The sequence below is a fragment of the Uruburuella suis genome, from assembly GCF_004341385.1.
GTDB classification, from domain to species: Bacteria; Pseudomonadota; Gammaproteobacteria; order Burkholderiales; family Neisseriaceae; genus Neisseria; species Neisseria suis.
Genome location: NZ_SLXE01000016.1, coordinates 24,734 through 43,381, shown reverse-complemented (window position 1 = coordinate 43,381; position 18,648 = coordinate 24,734). Strand labels below are relative to the sequence as shown.

Sequence of the window (18,648 nt, the reverse complement as noted above, 5' to 3'; positions counted from 1 at the left end):
CAATCTTTTTTGCAATTGCTTGCTAGGGTCTGTTCACAATTCATCCGCAAGTAAGATTTTGAGCGCAAAAGCGTGGCTGCAAGGCGAAAAGCACAGCAAGGTTGAACACCTTGCGAGCATTTTTAACGCAGCAGGCGCGTTTTTGAGCCAAAATATTGCCGCGTGATGAAATGTGAACAGACCCTAGGGGCTGCTCACACTTCAGCCGCGCATAAAATTTTGAGCACAAATTTGCCTTATTGAAGGATAAACCATGAAACCCGCCGTTTTGCTGCCGCTGTTTTTGAGCGCCTGCATCGCCATCCCCTTTCCCGTACCCGGCAAAAGCCAGCGGCCGCCGCAACAGATTTACGGCCAATGGCAGATTACCGAAATCAACCGCCGCGCCGTGGAAGCGCCCGACATCAACCTGCGCATTTTCAGCATCAACCCGCAGTTTAGCGCCCGCACCGATTGCAACCAATTGTTCGGCCACTATACCGCCGGCGACAACCACAGCCTCACTTTCCACGACATCGCCGCCACCCGCATGGCCTGCCCCAGCATGCAAATCGAGCGGCAGCTGGCCAAAACCCTGCCGCAAGTGCAAAGCTACCGCATCCAAGGCCGCCACCTCGAGCTGCTCGACAGCGAGGGAAAACGCATCGTGCGCGCCAAAGTCAGCACCAGCGATGCCGACACCGCCGAACACTGAACACTTCGCCGCCGGTAAACAGCCAAAAAGGCCGTCTGAATATTGTTTCAGACGGCCTGCTTTATGATTAATGCGGCAATATTTCCAACCCGCAGCCCGTAGGTACGATTAGCCGCGCCTTTTGCGGCGTAATCGTACGCATGCATTCGGGCGTGGAAACCTATCCCGCCGGTTGGCATGCGTACGGTTACGGCCTGCGGCCTAACCGTACCTACGCGTTATAGTTAAAACAAGAAAAAGTGATACAAAACAACGTACTATCACGGAGTAGGTCGGGTTGATAAACCCAACGTTTCAGACGGCCTGTGGGCTTGTTGGGTTTTCAACCCAACTTACCCGTTGTGTCACTTTTTTATGCATTCCACTATAGCTGCTCAAGCCTGCGGCTGATGCTGCAAAGGCCGCAAGCCGAGCTTATCCATCAACATGCGGTCGCCGTCTTCTTCCGGGTTTTCGGTGGTGAGCAGTTTGTCGCCGTAGAAAATCGAGTTGGCGCCGGCCAAGAAACACATGGCCTGCATGGCTTCGGGCATATTGGCGCGGCCGGCGGAAAGGCGCACATAGCTTTGCGGCATGGTAATGCGCGCCACGGCGATGGTGCGCACGAATTCGGTCCAGTCCAAATCTTCCGCTTCGGCCAAGGGCGTGCCCGCCACTTTTACCAATTGGTTGATTGGCACGCTTTCGGGCTGCGGGTCGAGGTTGGCCAGGCTGGCAATCAGGCCGGCGCGCTCGGGGCGGCTTTCGTTCATGCCCACAATGCCGCCGCAGCACACTTTCAGCCCGGCGCCGCGCACTTTGCCCAGCGTGTCCATGCGGTCTTCGTGTTGGCGGGTGTGGATGATGTCGTTGTAGCGCTCGGGGTCGGTGTCGAGATTATGGTTGTAGTAATCCAGCCCGGCGTTTTTCAAATCTTCGGCCATGCCCGCTTCGAGCATGCCGAAGGTGCCGCAGGTTTCCAGGCCGATGCTTTTCACGGCGCTGATGATTTCGCCCACTTTTTCCACATCTTGCGGTTTGGGCCCGCGCCAAGCTGCGCCCATACAGAAACGGCTGGCACCGCGTGCTTTGGCGATGCGGGCTTTTTCGAGGATTTCGGCCACATCCATCATGGTTTCTTTTTGCACTTCGGTGCTGTAGTGCGCCGATTGCGGGCAATATTCGCAATCTTCGGGGCAGCCGCCGGTTTTGATGGAAAGCAGAGTGGAAAGCTGGATTTCTTGCGGGTTGAAATATTGGCGGTGCACTTGGGCGGCTTGGTAAACAAGCTCGAGCAGCGGCAGCTCGAATAATTCTTCCACTTGGCATTTGCGCCAATATTGGGCGGTGGCATGCGGCGCGCGCGCGCTTTGGCGGCGCAGGGCTACGGGGGATACGGTCATGATGATGGGCTTTCTGAAAATTTCGCAGCGGCGCAATGTCGCTGACGTGCAGCTTGCAGGCGCAATGTCTGCAAGTGCTCAAACGAGGCCGTCTGAAAGTTTTCAGACGGCCTCAAAAGTGATTAGTGTAACGGCTTTAAACGCGGCTTACAATCTTTGCAGCGCTGCCTTTTATTCAGGCGGTTTCCAGCCTTTTTTCCAGCTTTTCAAATCCACCACGGCCGGCGGCGCGCCGAAATCTTCAAACCAGCTGTCGACCGCCCATTTTTCACCGCTGCCGTTTTCAATCAACTGCGCCGCATAATGCAAATCGATAATGCGTGGCAGGCGGTAAACCGGCTTGCCCACGCTGTGGTATTGCAGCCAGCCCTGCGCGGCCAGATAGTTGAGAAACGTGGTGGTGTTGGTGCTGTGGTCGGCGCAATCCATGCGGCCTTCGGCCAAGCCGTCGCGGAAGTTGCCGCCTTTGTCCTGATAAATCGGGCTTTGTGCGCCGGCATTGAGATAAAGCTGCTGTACCGCATCGCGCACGGCATCACGCTCGGCGGCGGCGCTGTTTATATTTTGAAACAAAGCTTGCAGGCGCGCGCGCGTGCCGGCATCCACATTCACATAAGTGTCGGCCTTGCAGCCGTAGCGGTAGCAAATCTGCATGCGCTCGGGCGCGGCCGCTTGGGCTGCGTTTGCCGCCAGCCACAGCAGCGGCAAAAGCCATAATTTTGTTTTCAGCATTTTTCAGACGGCCTAATTCAACAACATTTCCTGCATCAATTTCATGCCCCATTGCCAGCCGTGCAGATGGCTGTTTAAGTGCCCTTGATGCGGCGACACCAGCAGCCGCGCATTCAAGCAGGCCGCTTGTTGCGCCGCCCATTCGCGCGGGCATTCGGGGTCGTTTTCGCCAATCACCAGCGCGGTTTTGCAATGGCAGCGCACGCGTTGCAGCGTGTGGCAATCATCATCGGGAAACGCGCTTTGCAGCGGCGACACCAGCATCATGTTTTGAATCCGCCGCTGTGTGTTGACATCGGCCAGATAAAGCCACGCGAGCCAGGCCGACACACCCGCGCCGTGCGCCACCACCGCCACATTATTGCTGTGGATGCCCTGCCAGGCCGTCTGAAGCGCGGCCTGCCATTGCTCGATGTGCTGCGTGCGCGCCGCTTCGGCCACGCGCACCATCGGATAGCTCACCGCCCAGCGGTCGAGCCACATTTCCGGCTCGTCGGCATCGCGGATCAGCAATAAGGTGAGGTCTTCGAGTTGGTGGGTTTGCATGGTTTGCGCTTTATCTTTCAGACGGCCTGTATGTTTATGCACACCGCAGGCCGTCTGAATAAGGGTTCATCATTCAAATCGAATAATCATATTCCACCACCAAAGGCGCGTGGTCGGAAAATTTTTCTTCTTTATACACATGCGAGGCCACGGCTTTGGCGGCCAAACCGGGCGTGACCATTTGGTAGTCGATGCGCCAGCCCACGTCTTTGGCATAGGCCTGGCCGCGGTTGCTCCACCAAGTGTAGCCGGGGATTTCGGGATAGAGCGTGCGCCACATATCGGTCCAGCCCAATTCGGCGATCACTTTGCCTATCCAAGCGCGCTCTTCGGGCAGAAAGCCGGAATTTTTCTGGTTGCCTTTCCAGTTTTTCAAATCGATATTTTGGTGGGCGATGTTCCAATCGCCGCACACCACGATATCGCGGCCTTCGGCTTTCATCTCGTTGAGCATGGGGTAAAACGCATCGAGAAAGCGGTATTTCAATTCTTGCCGCTCGGGCGCGCTGGTGCCGCTGGGCAGGTAGAGCGAAATCACGCTCAAACCGCCGAAATCGGCGCGCACAAAGCGGCCTTCGCGGTCGAATTCTTCAATGCCCATGCCGATTTGCACATTATCGGGCGCGCGTTTGCTGTAAATCGCCACGCCGCTGTAGCCGCGCTTTTCGGCGCAATGCCACACGCCGTGCATGCCGTGCGGATTTTTCATTTCCGGCTTCATGTCGGGCTCTTGCGCTTTTAATTCCTGCACGCACACAATATCGGCATCTACCCTGCCCAAATAATCGATAAAGCCTTTTTGCGTGGCCGAACGGATGCCGTTTACATTGGCGGAAATGATTTTAACCATGGCTCTAAAATGTGATAAATAAAACGCGATTGTACCCGAAAAGTGTTTCATACCCATCCAAAAAAACAAGCTTACTGCGTTGTTTCACCTTGCTCTGCCAACCGTGCTGTCTGCGGCTCGCCGCCTTGCCGGCTTACTTTTTTGAATGGGCATCACGGCCGCAAAACACTTCGCGCAGCTGCGCAGCCATTTGCGCTATAATCGGCTTATTGTTCCGAATCACTGCCAAAGAGCCTTTTATGTCTGATTTCCGTCAAGATTTTCTGAAGTTTGCGCTTGAGCAACAGGTGTTGAAGTTTGGTGAATTCACCACCAAAGCCGGGCGCTTGTCGCCTTATTTTTTCAACGCCGGCCTCTTCAACGACGGCGCGGGTACGCTTGCGCTGGCGAAGTTTTATGCCGAAGCGATTATCGAGAGCAAGGTGGCATTCGATATGCTGTTCGGCCCCGCCTATAAAGGCATTATTTTGGCCGCCGCCACCGCCATGATGCTGGCCGAAAAAGGCGTGAACGTGCCCTTTGCCTACAACCGCAAAGAAGCGAAAGACCACGGCGAAGGCGGCGTGCTGGTGGGCGCGCCGCTCAAAGGCCGGGTGCTGATTATCGATGATGTGATTTCCGCCGGCACTTCCGTGCGCGAATCGGTGCGGCTGATTCAGGGCGAAAACGCCGTGCCCGCCGGCGTGGTGATTGCGCTCGACCGCATGGAAAAAGGCACGGGCGACTTGAGCGCCGTGCAGGAAGTGGAGCAGCAATACGGCCTGCCGGTGGTGGCGATTGCCAATCTGAACGATTTGTTTACCCTTTTGCAAAACCACAGCGGATTCAGCGCTTATCTCGAGCCGGTGCGCGCTTATCGGGCGCGCTACGGCGTGGCCTGATCTGCCTTTCAGACGGCCTGTTTTCCAAATAGCAACACCCGCTATACAGGCCGTCTGAAACTGCTTACAATCTTTTGCATTCTTCATCAAAGTTATCCAAAGCGAGCCGATTATGCCCGTATGCGCCTGCCCGCACTGCAAAACCCAGCTGTGGGTGAACGATGCCCAGCTCAACATCGCCCAAGGCTTTGTGGTGTGCAGCCAATGCGAAGGCCTGTTTCAGGCCCGAGACCACACCCGCCCCACGCCGCCCAAACTGCAAGCCGGCCAATTGCCCGAAGCCCGCACCGATGTCAAGCTGGTGCACCGCATCGGCAAAGAAGTGCGCACGCGCAAAGTGTTGAGTAAAAACGAAATCGCCGATCTGCTCGACGGCATGCTGCCGCCCGAAGCCAAAGCCGCCCCGGCCGCCGCCAAAGCGCAGCCGTTTAACTGGACGCTCGCCTCGCTGGTGGCGCTCACCGTGTTAATCATGCAGCTTTTCTACTTATTGCTCCTGCGATGAACTTATCCGAATTTTTTGTGCGCGACTTTCGCGAAGCCGCCCCCTATATCAACTATCTGCGCGGCAAAACGCTGGTAATCGGCATTGCCGGCAGCCTGCTCGAAGGCGCTACTTTGCGCACGCTGGCCGCCGATCTCAACCTGCTCGCCAGCCTCGGCGTGCGGCTGGTGGTGGTTCACGGCTCGCGCAGCCAAATCAGCGCGCTTGCCGAAGTGCGCGGCCACACGCCGCAATACCACAACGGCCGCCGCATCACCGACGAAACCACGCTCACCCACGCCAAGCAGGCTTGCGGCATGCTGCGTTGCGACATCGAAGCGGCCTTATCCATCGGCATGACCACCGCCACCCAGCGCAGCCGCGCGCTCGCCATTGCCGCCGGCAATTTCGTGTCGGCACGGCCGCTGGGCGTGATCGACGGCATCGACATGGGCTACACCGGCCGCGTGCGCAAAATCGACACCGAATCCATCCGCCAGCGCCTCGACAGCGGCGCTCTGGTGCTCATCAGCCCGTTGGGGCATTCATTGAGCGGCAAAACCTTCAACCTGAGCATGGGCGACATCGCCGAAGCCGCCGCCATCGCGCTGGCTGCCGAAAAGCTGATTTATGTGGTGGAGCAAGAGGGCATACTCGACGAACACGGCACGCTGATCAGCAACCTTTCCGCCCAAGAAGCGCGCGAATTGCTCGATAATCAGCGCGCCCAGCCCAACCAGCGCCGCCTGCTGCAATCGGCCGTCAACGCGGTGGAAAAGCAGGTGCAGCGCACGCAGATTCTCAGCGGCCGCCAAGACGGCAGCCTGATACGCGAGCTTTTCACCCGCCACGGCGCCGGCACCTCGGTGGCGCGCGCCGCTTTTATGACCATCCGCCAAGCGCAAAGCAGCGATATTTCCGCCATCACCACCCTCATCCGCCCGCTCGAAGACGAAGGCGTACTGCTGCGCCGCAGCCGCGAATATCTGGAAAACCACATCGGCGAATTTTCCATACTCGAGCACGACCGCCAGATTTACGGCTGCGTGGCGCTGAAAACCTTTGAGCCGAGCGAAGCCGGCGAGCTTGCCTGCCTGGTGGTGTCGCCCGAAGCGCAAGACGGCGGCTACGGCGAATTGCTGCTCGAGCACCTGCTCGCCAACGCGCGCGCGCGCGGCATCCGCCGCCTGTTTGCCCTTTCCACCCACACCGGCGAATGGTTTATCGAACGCGGCTTTCAGGCCGCCGCCGTAGCAGATTTGCCTGAAGAGCGGCAGCAGGAATACCACCAAAGCCGCCGCCAATCGAAAGTGTTTGTTTACAGCTTATAAACCCAAACCTTTCAGACGGCCGATATACAAAAAAGCCGCCATCCATTAAAATCAAGGCCGTCTGAAACAAACCGCATCCATCAAAAAAGGAAACCGCCATGACCCGTATGGTTCAATGCATCAAGCTGGGCAAAGAAGCCCCCGGCATGAAATTCGCCCCGCTGCCCAACGAATTGGGCAAACGCATTTTCGACAACGTTTCACAAGAAGCGTGGGACGCTTGGACGCGCCACCAAACCATGTTGATCAACGAAAACCGCTTAAGCCTGGCCGACCCGCGCGCGCGCCAATACCTCGCCCAACAAATGGAAAGCTATTTTTTCGGCGAGGGCGCCGACCATGTGCAAGGCTACACGCCGCAGGAATAAAACGGCGCACCCACCATGCGGGCATGCCCCGCATTTTTTTATGTGTTCAAACAGGCAGCCTGCAACGCACTCAGCCTATTCAATATTCCACGGGCAATACCGATTCAAATCAATCAGCCATTATAAATATTGCATGCAAAGGCCGTCTGAAACATCCATCTTTCAGACGGCCTGTTGTTAAACTTACTGGTTAAATGGAAAATGCGCGCCTATGGCGCACACCTTTTGCCCATTTGAAGATGTCACGCAGCCGGCGCTATTTATAGTGGAATGCAGAAAAAGTGACACAACGGGTAGGTTGGGTTGAAAACCCAACAAGCCCACAGGCCGTCTGAAACGTTGGGTTTGGCAACCCAACCTACCTGTTATAGTGCGTAGTTTTGTATCACTTTTTCTTGCATTCCACTATACATCGGCAATCCTGCCTGAGATTGCGTTGCCCTCGCTGCCTGCCTATCTCGTTTTTCTGTAGCCGTCTGTACCTTTATCTGCATCAAACCCTTTCAGACGGCCTCGTTTATAATCCCCTCACTTTCCTCTTTAAAAAGAAAAGCCCTCAGAATGAGCTCCGCCCGTCATTGGATAAACGCCGCGCGTTTGCGCACGCTGCCTTTGGCCGCCGCTTCCACCCTTTGCGGCGGCCTGGTGGCCAAAAGCGCCGATGCGCTCAACGGCACGGTGTTGGCCTTGTGCACCGCCACCGCGCTGGCCTTGCAAGTGTTCAGCAATTTTGCCAACGACTATGGCGACACCCGCCACGGCGCCGATTCACCGCTGCGGCAGGGGCCGGTGCGCATGGTGGCCTCTGGGTGCATCAGCCAAAGCCGCATGCGCGCGGGCTTGGTGCTGGCGGCGCTGCTCTGTTGCGCGCTCGGCATCGCGCTGTTGGCGGCAGCCTTGCCTGCCGTTGCCGCCGCCGAACCTGCGGTTTGGCTGCTGTGGCTGCTGCTGGGCGCGGCGGCCATTGCGGCGGCTTTCGGCTACACCGCCGGCCGCAAACCCTACGGTTATCAAGGCTGGGGCGATTTTTCGGTGTTGCTGTTTTTCGGCTGGCTGGGCGTGCTCGGCAGCGCTTGGCTGCAAAGCGGGCAATTGCACCCGTCTGCGCTGTTGCCGGCCACGGCGCTGGGGCTGTGGTGCAGCATGGTGCTCAACCTCAACAATATGCGCGACATCTGCAGCGATTTGGCCGCCGGCAAGCGCACCATCGCCGCGCGGCTCGGCCTTTCGGCGGCCAAGCGCTACCACGCCGCGCTTTTGGCTATTTCCGTGTTGTTATGGTGGTTGTGGCTGCCGCAGGCTTTTGATGATGCAGCACAAGGCCGTCTGAAAGCCATATTGTTGCTATTGGCTTTTATCCACTTGTATTTTCTGAAAAAAGCGCCATCTTGCAGCGCATTGGATAAATTATTGCCGCAATGGAGCCTGAGCATTTTGGCTTGGGTGCTGCTGCTGTGGTTTTTTATCTGAACCAACCATACTTTTCACACAAAAGCCACGATTTGCTGCTAAAATCGGCTTTCTTGATTTCACACACTTCAAACGGAGCAAACGCCATGCAAAACGACGTTTACGATTACACCCAGGCCGCCGGCACCGGCGCGGTGCAGAAAAACACCGTGCTGCGCAAAACCTACGGCTTATTGGGTCTTTCTTTCATTCCTTGCGCCGCCGGTGCTTTTTTAAGCAGCCAAACCGGCATCAATCTTTACACCATGTTCGGCAACCGCTGGATTGCCTTCGGCGTGACGCTGGCCTTTTTCTACGGCATGATTATGCTGATTGAGAAAAACCGCCACAGCAATACCGGCGCGGCTTTGCTGATGGTGTTTACCTTCGGCATGGGCGTGCTCATCAGCCCGATGCTGCAATACAGCCTGAGCATCAGCAACGGCCCGCAGCTCGTGGGCGTGGCCGCCGCGATGACGGCCGCCGTGTTTTTCACCATGGCCGCGATGGCGCGCCGCACCAAAGCCGATATGAATTCGCTCGGCCGCTTTTTGATGGTGGGCGTGGTGGTGCTGATGGTGGGCGTGGTGGCGAATATGTTTTTGCAGATTCCCGCGCTCGGCCTCACCATTTCCGCAGGCTTTGTGATTTTCAGCTCGCTGCTGATTATGTTTCAAATCCGCAATATCATTGACGGCGGCGAAACCAGCCATGTGAGCGCGGCGCTGACCATTTTTGTGTCGCTCTACAATATTTTCAGCAGCCTCCTGCACATCCTCACTTCGCTTTTCGGTGAAGAGTAATATCCGGCTCCCAACACAGGCCAACTGCATTGCTCCATTTGGATTGTAAAGCAAAACACACAATGTAATCGCCTGTCATTTATGCTGTATCAAAAATGGCCGTCTGAACGCTTTCAGACGGCCATTTTTATTTTGACATTATCCGCTTGCGCACTTATGCTGCCGTTTTCACCGTTTTTTATCCCGCATCATGAACACAAGCCTGCGCCGCGCCGTGTATGCCGGCAGCTTCGACCCGCCCACCAACGGCCACTTATGGATGATACGCGAAGCACAAGCCATGTTTGACGAGCTGGTGGTTGCCATCGGCATCAACCCCGACAAACAAAGCACCTACAGCGTGGCCGAACGCGTGGCCATGCTCGAGGCCATCACCGATATTTTCCCCAATGTGCGCATCACCACTTTTGAAAACCGCTTTTTGGTGAACTATGCCCACGGCATCGACGCACATTTTATCGTGCGCGGCATCCGCACCGCCTCCGATTATGAATACGAGCGCTCGATGCGCTACATCAACAGCGATTTGCGCCCGTCGATTTCCACCGTGTTTCTGATGCCGCCGCGCGAATTCGCCGAAGTGTCGTCCACCATGGTTAAGGGCATGGTCGGCCCCAACGGCTGGCGCCACATGGTGCGCCGCTATCTACCGCAACCGGTTTACGACAAAATTCTCAGCGATCACGAAGGCAGCGAAGATTGAGCGCAAACAGAGGCCGTCTGAAAGGTTTCAGACGGCATTTGTTTATCTCGGTTTATTTATAGTGAAATGCATAAAAAAGTAAGCCAACAAGGCGGCGAGCCGCAGACAGTACAACTAGTACGGCAAGGCGAGACAACGAAGTTAGGTTATTTTTTGGATTGGTATTACTCCGTGGCAATCGCCGCTTTGGGCACTTTGGCCATATCCCAATGCCGCACCGCCCAAGCCAGCAAGTCCTGCGGCCTGCCCACTTCAGGCGCGGCGGGCAGCTTCAAATAAGCCATCACCTGCCGCAGCAAAGCTTCGCGCACACCCAAATCCAGCGCCGGTGCCAGCGTTTGCTTCGACCATTTCTGCCCCGCACCATTCACCAGCAGCGGCAGATGCGCATAATGCGGCTCGGGCGCATCCAAAGCGCGTTGCAGCCACAGCTGGCGCGGCGTGGACACCAGCAAATCCTGCCCGCGCACAATATGCGTGATGCCTTGCGCCGCATCATCGGCCACCACCGCCAATTGATAAGCCCAAAAGCCGTCGGCACGCAGCAGCACAAAATCACCGATGTCGTGCGCCAGATTCTGCGCATAATGGCCGACCACCGCATCATCAAAGCCGATGATTTCATCCGGCACGCGCACGCGCCAGGCAGGCGTTTTGTGCAAAGCCCGCTGCGGATCCAACCCGGCGCAGCAACCGTTGTACACAAAACCATCCGCCCCCGCACGCGCCGCCGCTTGCCAATCTTTGCGGCTGCAATCACAGGGATAAACCAGCCCTTTTGCTTTCAGACGGCCTAAAGCTTCATGATATAAATCATAACGGCGGCTCTGATAAGCCACGCCGCCGTCCCACTCAAAGCCAAACGCTTCCAGCGTGCGCAAAATATCATCTGCCGCACCGGCCATTTCGCGCGGCGGATCGAGATCTTCCATACGCACGAGCCAACGCCCGTCCTGCGCACGCGCATCGGCATACGAAGCCAGCGCGGTGAGCAGCGAGCCGATGTGCAACAGCCCGGTGGGGCTGGGGGCGAAGCGTCCGATATACATAATTCGCAACTGTGTTTGAAAATGCCATTATAAAAGTTTTCAGGCCGTCTGAAAGCCACTTCGGCAATGCTATAATGCAGCTTCTTTAATGAAAACAAACCCAGCATGCAAGCCGATTTTTCCCGCCCCACGCTCGCCATCGACACCAGCACCGGCTATCTTTCGCTCTCGCTGCATTCAGACGGCCAAACTTTATTGCACCACGTTGAAGCGGGCAATCGGCAATCGGAGCAGATTTTGCCGCAAATCGGTGCGCTGTTTGCTCAAGCCGGCATTTCGGCTGCGGATTTGGGCGCGATTGTGTATGCGCAAGGGCCGGGCGCATTTACCGGCCTGCGCATCGGCGCGGGTGTGGCGCAAGGCTTGGCCGCGCCGTTTGCCACGCCGCTTATCGGCGTGCCCTGCCTGGATGCGGTGGCTTGCCAAATCAGCGCGCCCTGCGTGCTGGCCGCCACCGATGCGCGCATGGGCGAAGTGTTTTACGCATGGTTCGACACCGCCGACCACCGCCGCTTGAGCGATTACCAAGTGGGCAAAGCGGCAGAAATTGCGCTGCCGCCGGGCTTTGTTGCAATCGAGGCAAAAGGCGTGGGCAATGCCTTTGCGCTGGCCGATGCGCCGCCTTTTGCCGGCACACCCGACATGCCCACCGCCGCCGATTATCTGCGTTTGGCGCAAAGTGGCCGCTATGCCGCCACCGGCGCGGCGCAGGCCGAGCTTTTATATGTGCGCAACAAAATCGCACTCACCGCGCAAGAGCAGGCGGCGCGCAAGGCGCTCACATGAAGATTCGCACGGCAGCACTTGAAGATTGCCCGGCCTTGGCGGCGCTGGATGCCCGATGCAACCCGTCGCCTTGGTCGGCCGCGCAGTTTCAGACGGCCTTACACAGCACGCACGATTATGTGGTGGTGCTGGAGGGCGCCGGGCAAACTTTAGCCGGCTTTGCCGTGTGGCAAACGCTGTTTGACGAATCGGAGCTGCACCTGATTGCCACCGAGCCTGCGCTGCGACGGCAAGGCTTGGCCACGCAATTATTAAGCGAATGGTTTCAGACGGCCGCCGCAGAAAACGTGCAGCGCCTGTTTTTAGAAGTGCGCGAGGGCAACCTCAATGCGCAAGCCCTTTACCGCAAACACGGCTTTGCCGAATGCGGCCGCCGCCGCGATTATTACCCGCTACCCGAGGGCGGCCGCGAAGATGCGGTGTGGATGGAGAAAATATGTTAAGCAGCCGTTATCTGCATTTGCACGAAGCGCTGGGTTTGGGGCCGATGTGGCTGAAGCAGGGCGCCAAAGTGCTGAGCGCCGCACCCGCTGCGGCCGCCCCAAAAGCAGCAGCACAATCTGCGCCGGCCGCAGAAGCGCCCGCCCGCAGCCCCGCAAACGCATCCGTTGCCCGCCAAGCCGCCATAGCCGCTGTGGGCGGCCAAAGCGCAAACCCTGCCGCCCTCACACTGCCTGCCACACATTTCACCCAAGCAGATGTGCCAAACAGGCCGTCTGAAAAAATCTTAGCCGAATCAGCACCCGCAACCACTGCACGCAACAGCGCCGATTACCACGCGCTGCTCGCCGGCAAAGTGCAACCGTCGCAAGTGGTGGCCGTCAGCATTTGTCCATCACCGGAAGACCGCACCGCCGGCCATCTGTTTAGCGGCGATGTCGGCGTGCTGCTCAACAACATGCTCGCCGCCATCGGCTTGGGTGCCGCTGATGTGCACAAAACCAGCTGGGTGCAGGATGCGCCCGCGTTCACGCCCAACCCCGATGCCGCCGATATCGCCGCCGCGCTGCCGCGCATGTGCGCCGAAATGGCGCTGGCCGAGCCCAAAGCCGTGCTGCTGCTCGGCCAGATTTTCGAACAAACGGAGCACGCCGCTGCCATCAGCGCATTATGCGGCCCGTTGCCTTATTTTATCGTGCCCCACCCCGCCCGCCTGCTGCGCCAACCGCAATTGAAAGCACAAGCTTGGGCGAGCCTGAAGCAATTGCGGCGTGCCCTTGCAATGGCGGGTTAAAGCGCGGATTAGCGCGGCAGCATACCCATTTTTTATCACTGCCATATCGGCTTTTGCAGCAGGCTCCAGCCACCCAACCAATAATCCGACAACACACCATGCCGCCAAAACAGTAAAAGCAGGCAGTAAACCGATAATGGAAATAGTAAGGCCGTCTGAAAGATTGATGTTTCAGACAGCCTTAATTTTTACCGATGCACGCCCACTATAGTGGAAACAGTAAGGCCGTCTGAAACTTTTCAGACGACCTTACCTTTATGCGTTTGCTGCATGATTTCAAACCGCTATTTCACCAATTTCAAGCCTTTTTTCGGTTTATCGCCATCGCTTTTCTTACCGGCTTGCTCTGCGCGCGCATCGGCTTTTTCGCCGGCATTTTGCGCATCGGCAGGGTGCGGCGGCTCGGGCGTGTGGTTTTCTTCCGTTTCCAGCGCTTCCACTTCAAAGCCCATGCCCTCGCCGCTCTCGCGGGCGAAAAGGCTGATTACATGCCCGATCGGAATCCACACTTCATGCGACACGCCGCCGAAGCGGGCGGAAAAGCTCACCCATTCGTTATCGATAATCAGATTGTGGCTGGCGGAGGGGCCGATGTTGAGCACGATTTCATTATCGCGCACATATTGCATCGGCACGCGGGTTTGCTCGTTTACCCAGGCAACGATATGCGGTGTTTGGTCGTTATCCACACACCATTCATACAGTGCGCGCAGTAAATACGGTTTGGTGCTGCTACTCATCTTGTTTATCCCTTTCAGACGGCCTCGATATTTAATCCGGCCGGCATATACAGGTGGCTGAAACAGGCCTGTTTAGCGGCGCATGGCTTTTTCTGCAGGCGTTAAGGCTTCGATAAAGGCTTCGCGCTGGAAAATACGCTCGGCGTATTTCAGCAACGATGCGGCGGATTTGCCCAGTTTGATGTCGTAATGATCCAAGCGCCACAGCAGGGGCGACAAGGCTACATCAATCATGGAAAATTCTTCGCCCAGAATATATTTGTTTTTGGCGAAAGCCGGTGCCAGCAGCGTTAAGCCCTGCGCAATCGCTTCGCGTGCACGGGCTTGGTCTTTGCTGTTGGCCTCAGGCATTTCCAGCACTTTCACATGGCCGAACAGCTCTTTTTCCATGCGGTAAAGCACCAAGCGGCCGCGGCCGCGCATCACCGGATCGCCCGGCATCAGCTGCGGATGCGGAAAGCGCTCGTCGATGTATTCGTTGATGATATTGGATTCGTGCAAAATCAAATCACGCTCCACCAGCACCGGCACTTGGTTGTAAGGATTCATCACCGCCAAATCTTCAGGCTTATTGAAAATATCCACATCCTTGATTTCGAAATCCATGCCTTTTTCATACAAAACAAAACGGCAGCGCTGGCTGAACGGACAGGTAATACCGGAATAGAGGGTCATCATGTTGGGGCGGCTCCGAGAGAATTCAGGCAGATGTGTTTTCAGACGGCCTGAAGGAAATTGAAAACAGTTTATTATAGCAACTTGCTTGCCGATTTGCCAGAAAATACGCTCAACATATTGTTTTAAATGGATTTTCAATAAATTCTTACTTTTTAAGAAAATCAGTTTGCCGACAAAGCCAGGCCGTCTGAACGTAAAAAAGGCAAAACCGAGTGGTTTTGCCTTTTATTTGAGCCGTTGAAATTAATGCACGTCTTTCCAGTATTCTTTTTTCAGGAAATAAGCCAGCGGCAGCATCACGGCCAGCAGGAAAATCAGCACGATATAGCCGATTTGCTTGCGCTGCATCTGCGCAGGCTCACCCATATACACCATGTAGTTCACCAAATCGCGCACGTAATCGTCATATTCTTTTTCGATGACCTTGCCGTTGGGCAGGCGGCGGCTGTGCAGGCCGGTGCTTTCCCAATAAAGCTTGGGCACCAGATTGCCGTGCTCGTCTTTTTCCCACACCGGTTGGCCGTCTTTATCCAGCTCCACCGCTTTCACACCTTGCTGCTCCCACAAGGGGTGCGGCATACCTACTTTGTCGAACACGGTGTTATTCCAGCCGGTGGGGCGGGTCGGATCTTGATAGAAGCCGCGCAGGTAAGCATAAAGATAATCGGCACCGCGCGAGCGGGCAATCAGGGTTAAATCAGGCGGCGCCGCACCAAACCATTTTTTGCCCTCGGTCGGCGTCATCGCAGCCTGCATCACATCGCCGACTTTATCGGTGGTGAACATCAGGTTTTTCTTGATTTCGTCTTCGGTCAGGCCGATATCTTGCAGGCGGTTGAAGCGCATACCGGTGGCCGAGTGGCACGAGAGGCAATAGTTGGTGAAAATCTGCGCACCGCGTTGCAGGCTCACCTGGTCGCCCAAGTCGATATCCACTTTTTCATAATTGGCGTGGCCGCCGGCTGCTGCCGCCATACTCATCGGCGCTGCCAGCAATAAGGCAGCAAACCAGTTTTTAAATGTATTTTTCATTTTCGCTGCCCTCATCAGATATTGGTTGCAAACAGATATGCACCCACAAAGGCGATCGCCACATACACAAAGAACATCCATTTCTGCTTGCTTGTGCTCATGGTGACGCGTTCGGGCACGGGGCGGTCTTTATCGATTTTGGTGTAAAACGGCATGCCCAAGAAGAACGCGAAGTAGATCACGCTCAGAATCTGCGCCACGATGGTGCGCAAATTGGTGGCCGGCAAAGCGCCCAAAATACCCAGGCCGATAAAGGAAATCACAAACAGCACCAGCATGGTTTTGAAAATCGGGCCGCGGTAGCGCACCGATTTCACCGGCGAGCGATCGAGCCACGGCAAGAGTGCAATCAACACCACCGCAGCGCCCATACCGAGCACACCCCACACTTGGGTGCCGAAGAAAGAAGGAATCGCACGCAAGATGGCGTAAAACGGGGTGAAATACCACACGGGGGCAATGTGCGCCGGGGTTTTCAGCGGGTCGGCCGGGTCGAAGTTGGGCGCTTCCAAGAAGTAGCCGCCGCCTTCGGGGGCGAAGAACATAATCGCGCAGAACACAATCAGAAACACCACGGTGCCGAGAATGTCTTTCACGGTGTAGTAGGGGTGGAACGGAATGCCGTCGAGCGGCAGGCCGTTTTCGCCTTTGAGCTTTTTGATTTCCACGCCGTCGGGGTTGTTGGAGCCCACTTCATGCAGGGCAATCAAGTGCGCCACCACCAAGCCGACCAACACCAGCGGCACGGCAATTACGTGCAGGGCGAAGAAGCGGTTGAGGGTAACATCGGACACGTTGAAGTCGCCGCGAATCCATACCGACAAATCGGGGCCGATCACGGGAATGGCGGCAAAGAGGTTAATGATTACCTGCGCGCCCCAAAACGACATCTGACCCCACGGCAGCAAATAGCCCATAAAGGCTTCGGCCATCAACGCCAGGAAAATCAGCGAGCCGAACACCCACACCAATTCGCGCGGTTTTTTGAACGAGCCGTAAATCAGGCCGCGGAACATATGCAGATACACCACCACGAAAAACATCGATGCGCCGGTGGAGTGCATATAGCGGATAATCCAGCCGCCCGACACATCGCGCATGATGTATTCCACTGCGGTAAAGGCAGCGGGCAGGTGATAGGCGTTGGCATTGCCGTCAGGCTTGTAGTTCATGGTCAGGAAGATGCCGCTGACGATTTGAATCACCAGCACCAGCAAGGCCAGTGAGCCGAAGAAATACCAGAAGTTGAAGTTTTTGGGCGCGTAATATTCGGTTACGTGCTCCTTCATCATTTTAGACAAAGGGAAGCGTGCGTCCACCCAGCCTAACAATGATTTGTTTTCATTATTGGTTTGGTTTGCCATGATGAGTCCCTTTATTTGTCGTCGCCGACCAAAATGGTGGCGTCGGTCAGGTATTTATAAGGCGGAACAATCAAATTGGTCGGCGCGGGCACACCTTTGAACACGCGGCCGGCCAAATCGAATTTAGAGCCGTGGCAGGGGCAGAAAAAGCCGCCTTGCCAGCTTGCGCCCAAATCGGCGGGTGCCACATCGGGGCGGAAGGTCGGCGAGCAGCCCAAATGGGTGCAGATGCCGATTACCACGAAGATGTTGTCTTTGATGGAACGCAATTCGTTTTTGCAGTATTCGGGCTGATGATCGACATCCGACGATGGATCGGCCATTTCGCCATCTTGTGCGGGAATGCTTTTTTGCTGCGCTTCGGTGCGGTTGAGCACCCAAATCGGCTTGCCTTGCCATTCAACGGTCATCAGCTGACCGGCTTCGATTTTGCTGATATCCACTTCGATGGGCGCACCGGCGGCTTTGGCTTTTTCCGAGGGGAACCAGCTGGCCAGAAAGGGCGCAGCCACACCTACGGCCGCCACACCGCCCGCTCCGGCAGTTGCCAAAGTGAGGAATCGGCGGCGGCCTTGATTGATTTCTTTATTATCCATTATTCAGTCATCCTAATGATTGGGAATACCGAGCCATTAAACTCCGCAATTCTACCTGATTTTATAGGGATACTTAAAGCATTATTTAAAATAAGGTAAAGTTTTGCGACAAACTTTGATTTTATGCAGGATTTTGTTCGTCAAAAAAATGCACCGACACATCAAATGCCTGCGCCAAAGCCTGCCCCAAAGCCCGCACGCCGTAGCGCTCTGTGGCATGGTGGCCGGCGCTGATAAAGGCCACGCCGGTTTCGTTGGCCAAGTGATATTGCGCTTCGGAAATCTCGCCGGTAACAAAAGCATCCACGCCCTCATCGATGGCCGTCTGAAAGAAACCCTGTGCACCGCCGGTGCACCAGGCTATCTTTTTGATTTGCATGGCCTCATCGCCCACCACCACGGGCGCCCTGCCCAATTTTTGCATCAATTCACCGGCCCAATAGCTTAAGGTTTCTACTTGATCGGGGCGGCCGATATGGAGCAGATTCTGCTCGCCGCACGCATAATCGGTTTGCCAGCCCATCCGCTTGGCCAGGCAGGCATTGTTGCCCAATTCGGGGTGGGCATCGAGCGGCAGGTGATAGCCGGCCAGGTTGATTTGGTGTTGCAACAATGTTGCAATGCGCTGCTTTTTCCAGCCGGTGATGGTAATCGGCTCGTTTTTCCAAAACATGCCGTGGTGCACCAGCAGCATATCGGCGCCCTGCCCGGCTGCATAATCAATGGCGGCGCGGCTGGCGGTGACGGCGGTGATGATTTTGGCCACTTCATCGCACCCTTCCACTTGCAGGCCGTTGGGGGCGTAATCTTGAAACAGGCGGGTTTGCAACGTGTGGTCGCACCAGTCGAGAATGTCGCGGCGTGTGGTCATGCTTATCCTTTTTTTGGTTGCTAACGTTTCAGACGGCCTCGCAAGATATATCGGATAGCAAGACATGCAGAGGCC

General features: G+C 56.3%; 22 protein-coding genes. 11 read left to right on the top strand and 11 right to left on the bottom strand.

Annotated features, from left to right (window positions below; all coding sequences use genetic code 11):
• The first annotated feature begins 253 nt into the window (after window positions 1-253).
• Window positions 254-694 (top strand): META domain-containing protein, encoded by a 441-nt coding sequence (locus EV680_RS07070; protein WP_132954045.1) that lies wholly within the window; start codon window positions 254-256, stop codon window positions 692-694.
• A 374-nt stretch (window positions 695-1,068) separates the two neighbouring features.
• Here EV680_RS07070 and bioB read toward each other — a convergent pair whose 3' ends face one another.
• The 4 genes from bioB to EV680_RS07050 form a co-directional block, all read right to left on the bottom strand.
• On the bottom strand, window positions 1,069-2,076 hold the full coding sequence (bioB, locus tag EV680_RS07065; protein WP_132954044.1) for a biotin synthase BioB: 1,008 nt from the start codon (window positions 2,074-2,076) through the stop codon (window positions 1,069-1,071).
• 171 nt (window positions 2,077-2,247) lie between these two features.
• Complete coding sequence (locus EV680_RS07060; protein WP_243650353.1) at window positions 2,248-2,808, bottom strand: hypothetical protein; 561 nt, start codon at window positions 2,806-2,808, stop codon at window positions 2,248-2,250.
• Between the two features lie 12 nt (window positions 2,809-2,820).
• The gene (locus EV680_RS07055; RefSeq protein ID WP_132954062.1) at window positions 2,821-3,354 is read right to left on the bottom strand and encodes an alpha/beta hydrolase; all 534 of its coding nucleotides are present in this window, start codon (window positions 3,352-3,354) and stop codon (window positions 2,821-2,823) included.
• Window positions 3,355-3,427: 73 nt separating this feature from the next.
• Complete coding sequence (locus EV680_RS07050) at window positions 3,428-4,204, bottom strand: exodeoxyribonuclease III (protein WP_132954043.1); 777 nt, start codon at window positions 4,202-4,204, stop codon at window positions 3,428-3,430.
• A gap of 239 nt (window positions 4,205-4,443) precedes the next feature.
• Here EV680_RS07050 and pyrE point away from each other — a divergent pair, with 239 nt between their 5' ends.
• The 7 genes from pyrE (at window position 4,444) to coaD (ending at window position 10,223) form a co-directional block, all read left to right on the top strand.
• A complete protein-coding gene (pyrE, locus tag EV680_RS07045) occupies window positions 4,444-5,085 on the top strand; it encodes an orotate phosphoribosyltransferase (RefSeq protein WP_132954042.1) in 642 nt (213 codons plus the stop codon).
• Between the two features lie 112 nt (window positions 5,086-5,197).
• Entirely contained in the window at window positions 5,198-5,590 is a 393-nt protein-coding gene (locus EV680_RS07040) for an MJ0042-type zinc finger domain-containing protein (RefSeq protein ID WP_132954041.1), read from the top strand.
• Complete coding sequence (argA, locus tag EV680_RS07035) at window positions 5,587-6,900, top strand: amino-acid N-acetyltransferase (protein ID WP_132954040.1); 1,314 nt, start codon at window positions 5,587-5,589, stop codon at window positions 6,898-6,900. The genes EV680_RS07040 and argA overlap by 4 nt, the downstream gene beginning before the upstream one ends.
• A 98-nt stretch (window positions 6,901-6,998) precedes the next feature.
• The gene (locus tag EV680_RS07030) at window positions 6,999-7,268 is read left to right on the top strand and encodes an oxidative damage protection protein (RefSeq protein ID WP_132954039.1); all 270 of its coding nucleotides are present in this window, start codon (window positions 6,999-7,001) and stop codon (window positions 7,266-7,268) included.
• Between the two features lie 561 nt (window positions 7,269-7,829).
• On the top strand, window positions 7,830-8,738 hold the full coding sequence (gene menA / locus EV680_RS07025) for a 1,4-dihydroxy-2-naphthoate octaprenyltransferase (protein WP_132954038.1): 909 nt from the start codon (window positions 7,830-7,832) through the stop codon (window positions 8,736-8,738).
• A gap of 86 nt (window positions 8,739-8,824) precedes the next feature.
• Entirely contained in the window at window positions 8,825-9,520 is a 696-nt protein-coding gene (locus tag EV680_RS07020; RefSeq protein WP_132954037.1) for a Bax inhibitor-1 family protein, read from the top strand.
• 190 nt (window positions 9,521-9,710) lie between these two features.
• The gene (coaD, locus tag EV680_RS07015; protein ID WP_207894311.1) at window positions 9,711-10,223 is read left to right on the top strand and encodes a pantetheine-phosphate adenylyltransferase; all 513 of its coding nucleotides are present in this window, start codon (window positions 9,711-9,713) and stop codon (window positions 10,221-10,223) included.
• 164 nt (window positions 10,224-10,387) lie between these two features.
• Here the strand turns inward: coaD and gluQRS are convergent, their stop codons facing one another.
• Complete coding sequence (gluQRS, locus tag EV680_RS07010; RefSeq protein WP_132954035.1) at window positions 10,388-11,272, bottom strand: tRNA glutamyl-Q(34) synthetase GluQRS; 885 nt, start codon at window positions 11,270-11,272, stop codon at window positions 10,388-10,390.
• A 105-nt stretch (window positions 11,273-11,377) separates the two neighbouring features.
• Here gluQRS and tsaB point away from each other — a divergent pair, with 105 nt between their 5' ends.
• Genes tsaB through EV680_RS06995 form a run of 3 tightly spaced genes read left to right on the top strand, consistent with a single transcriptional unit; the run spans window position 11,378 to window position 13,292 of the window.
• Complete coding sequence (gene tsaB / locus EV680_RS07005; RefSeq protein ID WP_132954034.1) at window positions 11,378-12,058, top strand: tRNA (adenosine(37)-N6)-threonylcarbamoyltransferase complex dimerization subunit type 1 TsaB; 681 nt, start codon at window positions 11,378-11,380, stop codon at window positions 12,056-12,058.
• Window positions 12,055-12,501, top strand: a complete 447-nt coding sequence (gene rimI / locus EV680_RS07000) for a ribosomal protein S18-alanine N-acetyltransferase (RefSeq protein ID WP_132954033.1) — start codon at window positions 12,055-12,057, stop codon at window positions 12,499-12,501. Before tsaB ends, rimI begins: the two co-directional genes overlap by 4 nt.
• Window positions 12,495-13,292 (top strand): uracil-DNA glycosylase family protein, encoded by a 798-nt coding sequence (locus tag EV680_RS06995; protein ID WP_132954032.1) that lies wholly within the window; start codon window positions 12,495-12,497, stop codon window positions 13,290-13,292. Before rimI ends, EV680_RS06995 begins: the two co-directional genes overlap by 7 nt.
• A gap of 284 nt (window positions 13,293-13,576) precedes the next feature.
• Here EV680_RS06995 and EV680_RS06990 read toward each other — a convergent pair whose 3' ends face one another.
• The 6 genes from EV680_RS06990 to EV680_RS06965 all read right to left on the bottom strand — a co-directional run bounded on the left by EV680_RS06990 (window position 13,577) and on the right by EV680_RS06965 (window position 18,573).
• Entirely contained in the window at window positions 13,577-14,032 is a 456-nt protein-coding gene (locus tag EV680_RS06990) for a ClpXP protease specificity-enhancing factor (protein WP_132954031.1), read from the bottom strand.
• Between the two features lie 72 nt (window positions 14,033-14,104).
• Complete coding sequence (locus tag EV680_RS06985; RefSeq protein ID WP_132954030.1) at window positions 14,105-14,710, bottom strand: glutathione S-transferase N-terminal domain-containing protein; 606 nt, start codon at window positions 14,708-14,710, stop codon at window positions 14,105-14,107.
• Window positions 14,711-14,953: 243 nt separating this feature from the next.
• A complete protein-coding gene (locus tag EV680_RS06980; protein WP_207894310.1) occupies window positions 14,954-15,742 on the bottom strand; it encodes a cytochrome c1 in 789 nt (262 codons plus the stop codon).
• 14 nt (window positions 15,743-15,756) lie between these two features.
• Window positions 15,757-17,106, bottom strand: coding sequence for a cytochrome b (locus EV680_RS06975; RefSeq protein ID WP_132954028.1), 1,350 nt, complete (start codon window positions 17,104-17,106; stop codon window positions 15,757-15,759).
• Between the two features lie 11 nt (window positions 17,107-17,117).
• Window positions 17,118-17,702 carry a ubiquinol-cytochrome c reductase iron-sulfur subunit gene (gene petA, locus EV680_RS06970; protein ID WP_132954027.1) on the bottom strand — a complete coding sequence of 195 codons (585 nt, stop codon included), beginning with the start codon at window positions 17,700-17,702 and terminating at the stop codon, window positions 17,118-17,120.
• A 121-nt stretch (window positions 17,703-17,823) separates the two neighbouring features.
• Window positions 17,824-18,573 carry a Nif3-like dinuclear metal center hexameric protein gene (locus EV680_RS06965; protein WP_132954026.1) on the bottom strand — a complete coding sequence of 250 codons (750 nt, stop codon included), beginning with the start codon at window positions 18,571-18,573 and terminating at the stop codon, window positions 17,824-17,826.
• Window positions 18,574-18,648 lie beyond the last annotated feature (75 nt).

What these genes read in the sequence shown, in the direction of transcription:
- EV680_RS07060 (WP_243650353.1), bottom strand. Translation starts at nt 2,808, where the DNA reads ATGCTGAAAACAAAATTATGGCTTTTGCCGCTGCTGTGGCTGGCGGCA.
- EV680_RS07040 (WP_132954041.1), top strand. Translation starts at nt 5,198, where the DNA reads ATGCCCGTATGCGCCTGCCCGCACTGCAAAACCCAGCTGTGGGTGAAC.
- EV680_RS06985 (WP_132954030.1), bottom strand. Translation starts at nt 14,710, where the DNA reads ATGATGACCCTCTATTCCGGTATTACCTGTCCGTTCAGCCAGCGCTGC.
- EV680_RS06965 (WP_132954026.1), bottom strand. Translation starts at nt 18,573, where the DNA reads ATGACCACACGCCGCGACATTCTCGACTGGTGCGACCACACGTTGCAA.
- EV680_RS07030 (WP_132954039.1), top strand. Translation starts at nt 6,999, where the DNA reads ATGACCCGTATGGTTCAATGCATCAAGCTGGGCAAAGAAGCCCCCGGC.
- rimI (WP_132954033.1), top strand. Translation starts at nt 12,055, where the DNA reads ATGAAGATTCGCACGGCAGCACTTGAAGATTGCCCGGCCTTGGCGGCG.
- pyrE (WP_132954042.1), top strand. Translation starts at nt 4,444, where the DNA reads ATGTCTGATTTCCGTCAAGATTTTCTGAAGTTTGCGCTTGAGCAACAG.
- coaD (WP_207894311.1), top strand. Translation starts at nt 9,711, where the DNA reads ATGAACACAAGCCTGCGCCGCGCCGTGTATGCCGGCAGCTTCGACCCG.
- menA (WP_132954038.1), top strand. Translation starts at nt 7,830, where the DNA reads ATGAGCTCCGCCCGTCATTGGATAAACGCCGCGCGTTTGCGCACGCTG.
- tsaB (WP_132954034.1), top strand. Translation starts at nt 11,378, where the DNA reads ATGCAAGCCGATTTTTCCCGCCCCACGCTCGCCATCGACACCAGCACC.
- petA (WP_132954027.1), bottom strand. Translation starts at nt 17,702, where the DNA reads ATGGATAATAAAGAAATCAATCAAGGCCGCCGCCGATTCCTCACTTTG.
- gluQRS (WP_132954035.1), bottom strand. Translation starts at nt 11,272, where the DNA reads ATGTATATCGGACGCTTCGCCCCCAGCCCCACCGGGCTGTTGCACATC.
- EV680_RS07050 (WP_132954043.1), bottom strand. Translation starts at nt 4,204, where the DNA reads ATGGTTAAAATCATTTCCGCCAATGTAAACGGCATCCGTTCGGCCACG.
- EV680_RS07070 (WP_132954045.1), top strand. Translation starts at nt 254, where the DNA reads ATGAAACCCGCCGTTTTGCTGCCGCTGTTTTTGAGCGCCTGCATCGCC.
- EV680_RS06975 (WP_132954028.1), bottom strand. Translation starts at nt 17,106, where the DNA reads ATGGCAAACCAAACCAATAATGAAAACAAATCATTGTTAGGCTGGGTG.
- EV680_RS06995 (WP_132954032.1), top strand. Translation starts at nt 12,495, where the DNA reads ATGTTAAGCAGCCGTTATCTGCATTTGCACGAAGCGCTGGGTTTGGGG.
- EV680_RS06980 (WP_207894310.1), bottom strand. Translation starts at nt 15,742, where the DNA reads ATGAAAAATACATTTAAAAACTGGTTTGCTGCCTTATTGCTGGCAGCG.
- argA (WP_132954040.1), top strand. Translation starts at nt 5,587, where the DNA reads ATGAACTTATCCGAATTTTTTGTGCGCGACTTTCGCGAAGCCGCCCCC.
- EV680_RS07055 (WP_132954062.1), bottom strand. Translation starts at nt 3,354, where the DNA reads ATGCAAACCCACCAACTCGAAGACCTCACCTTATTGCTGATCCGCGAT.
- EV680_RS07020 (WP_132954037.1), top strand. Translation starts at nt 8,825, where the DNA reads ATGCAAAACGACGTTTACGATTACACCCAGGCCGCCGGCACCGGCGCG.
- EV680_RS06990 (WP_132954031.1), bottom strand. Translation starts at nt 14,032, where the DNA reads ATGAGTAGCAGCACCAAACCGTATTTACTGCGCGCACTGTATGAATGG.
- bioB (WP_132954044.1), bottom strand. Translation starts at nt 2,076, where the DNA reads ATGACCGTATCCCCCGTAGCCCTGCGCCGCCAAAGCGCGCGCGCGCCG.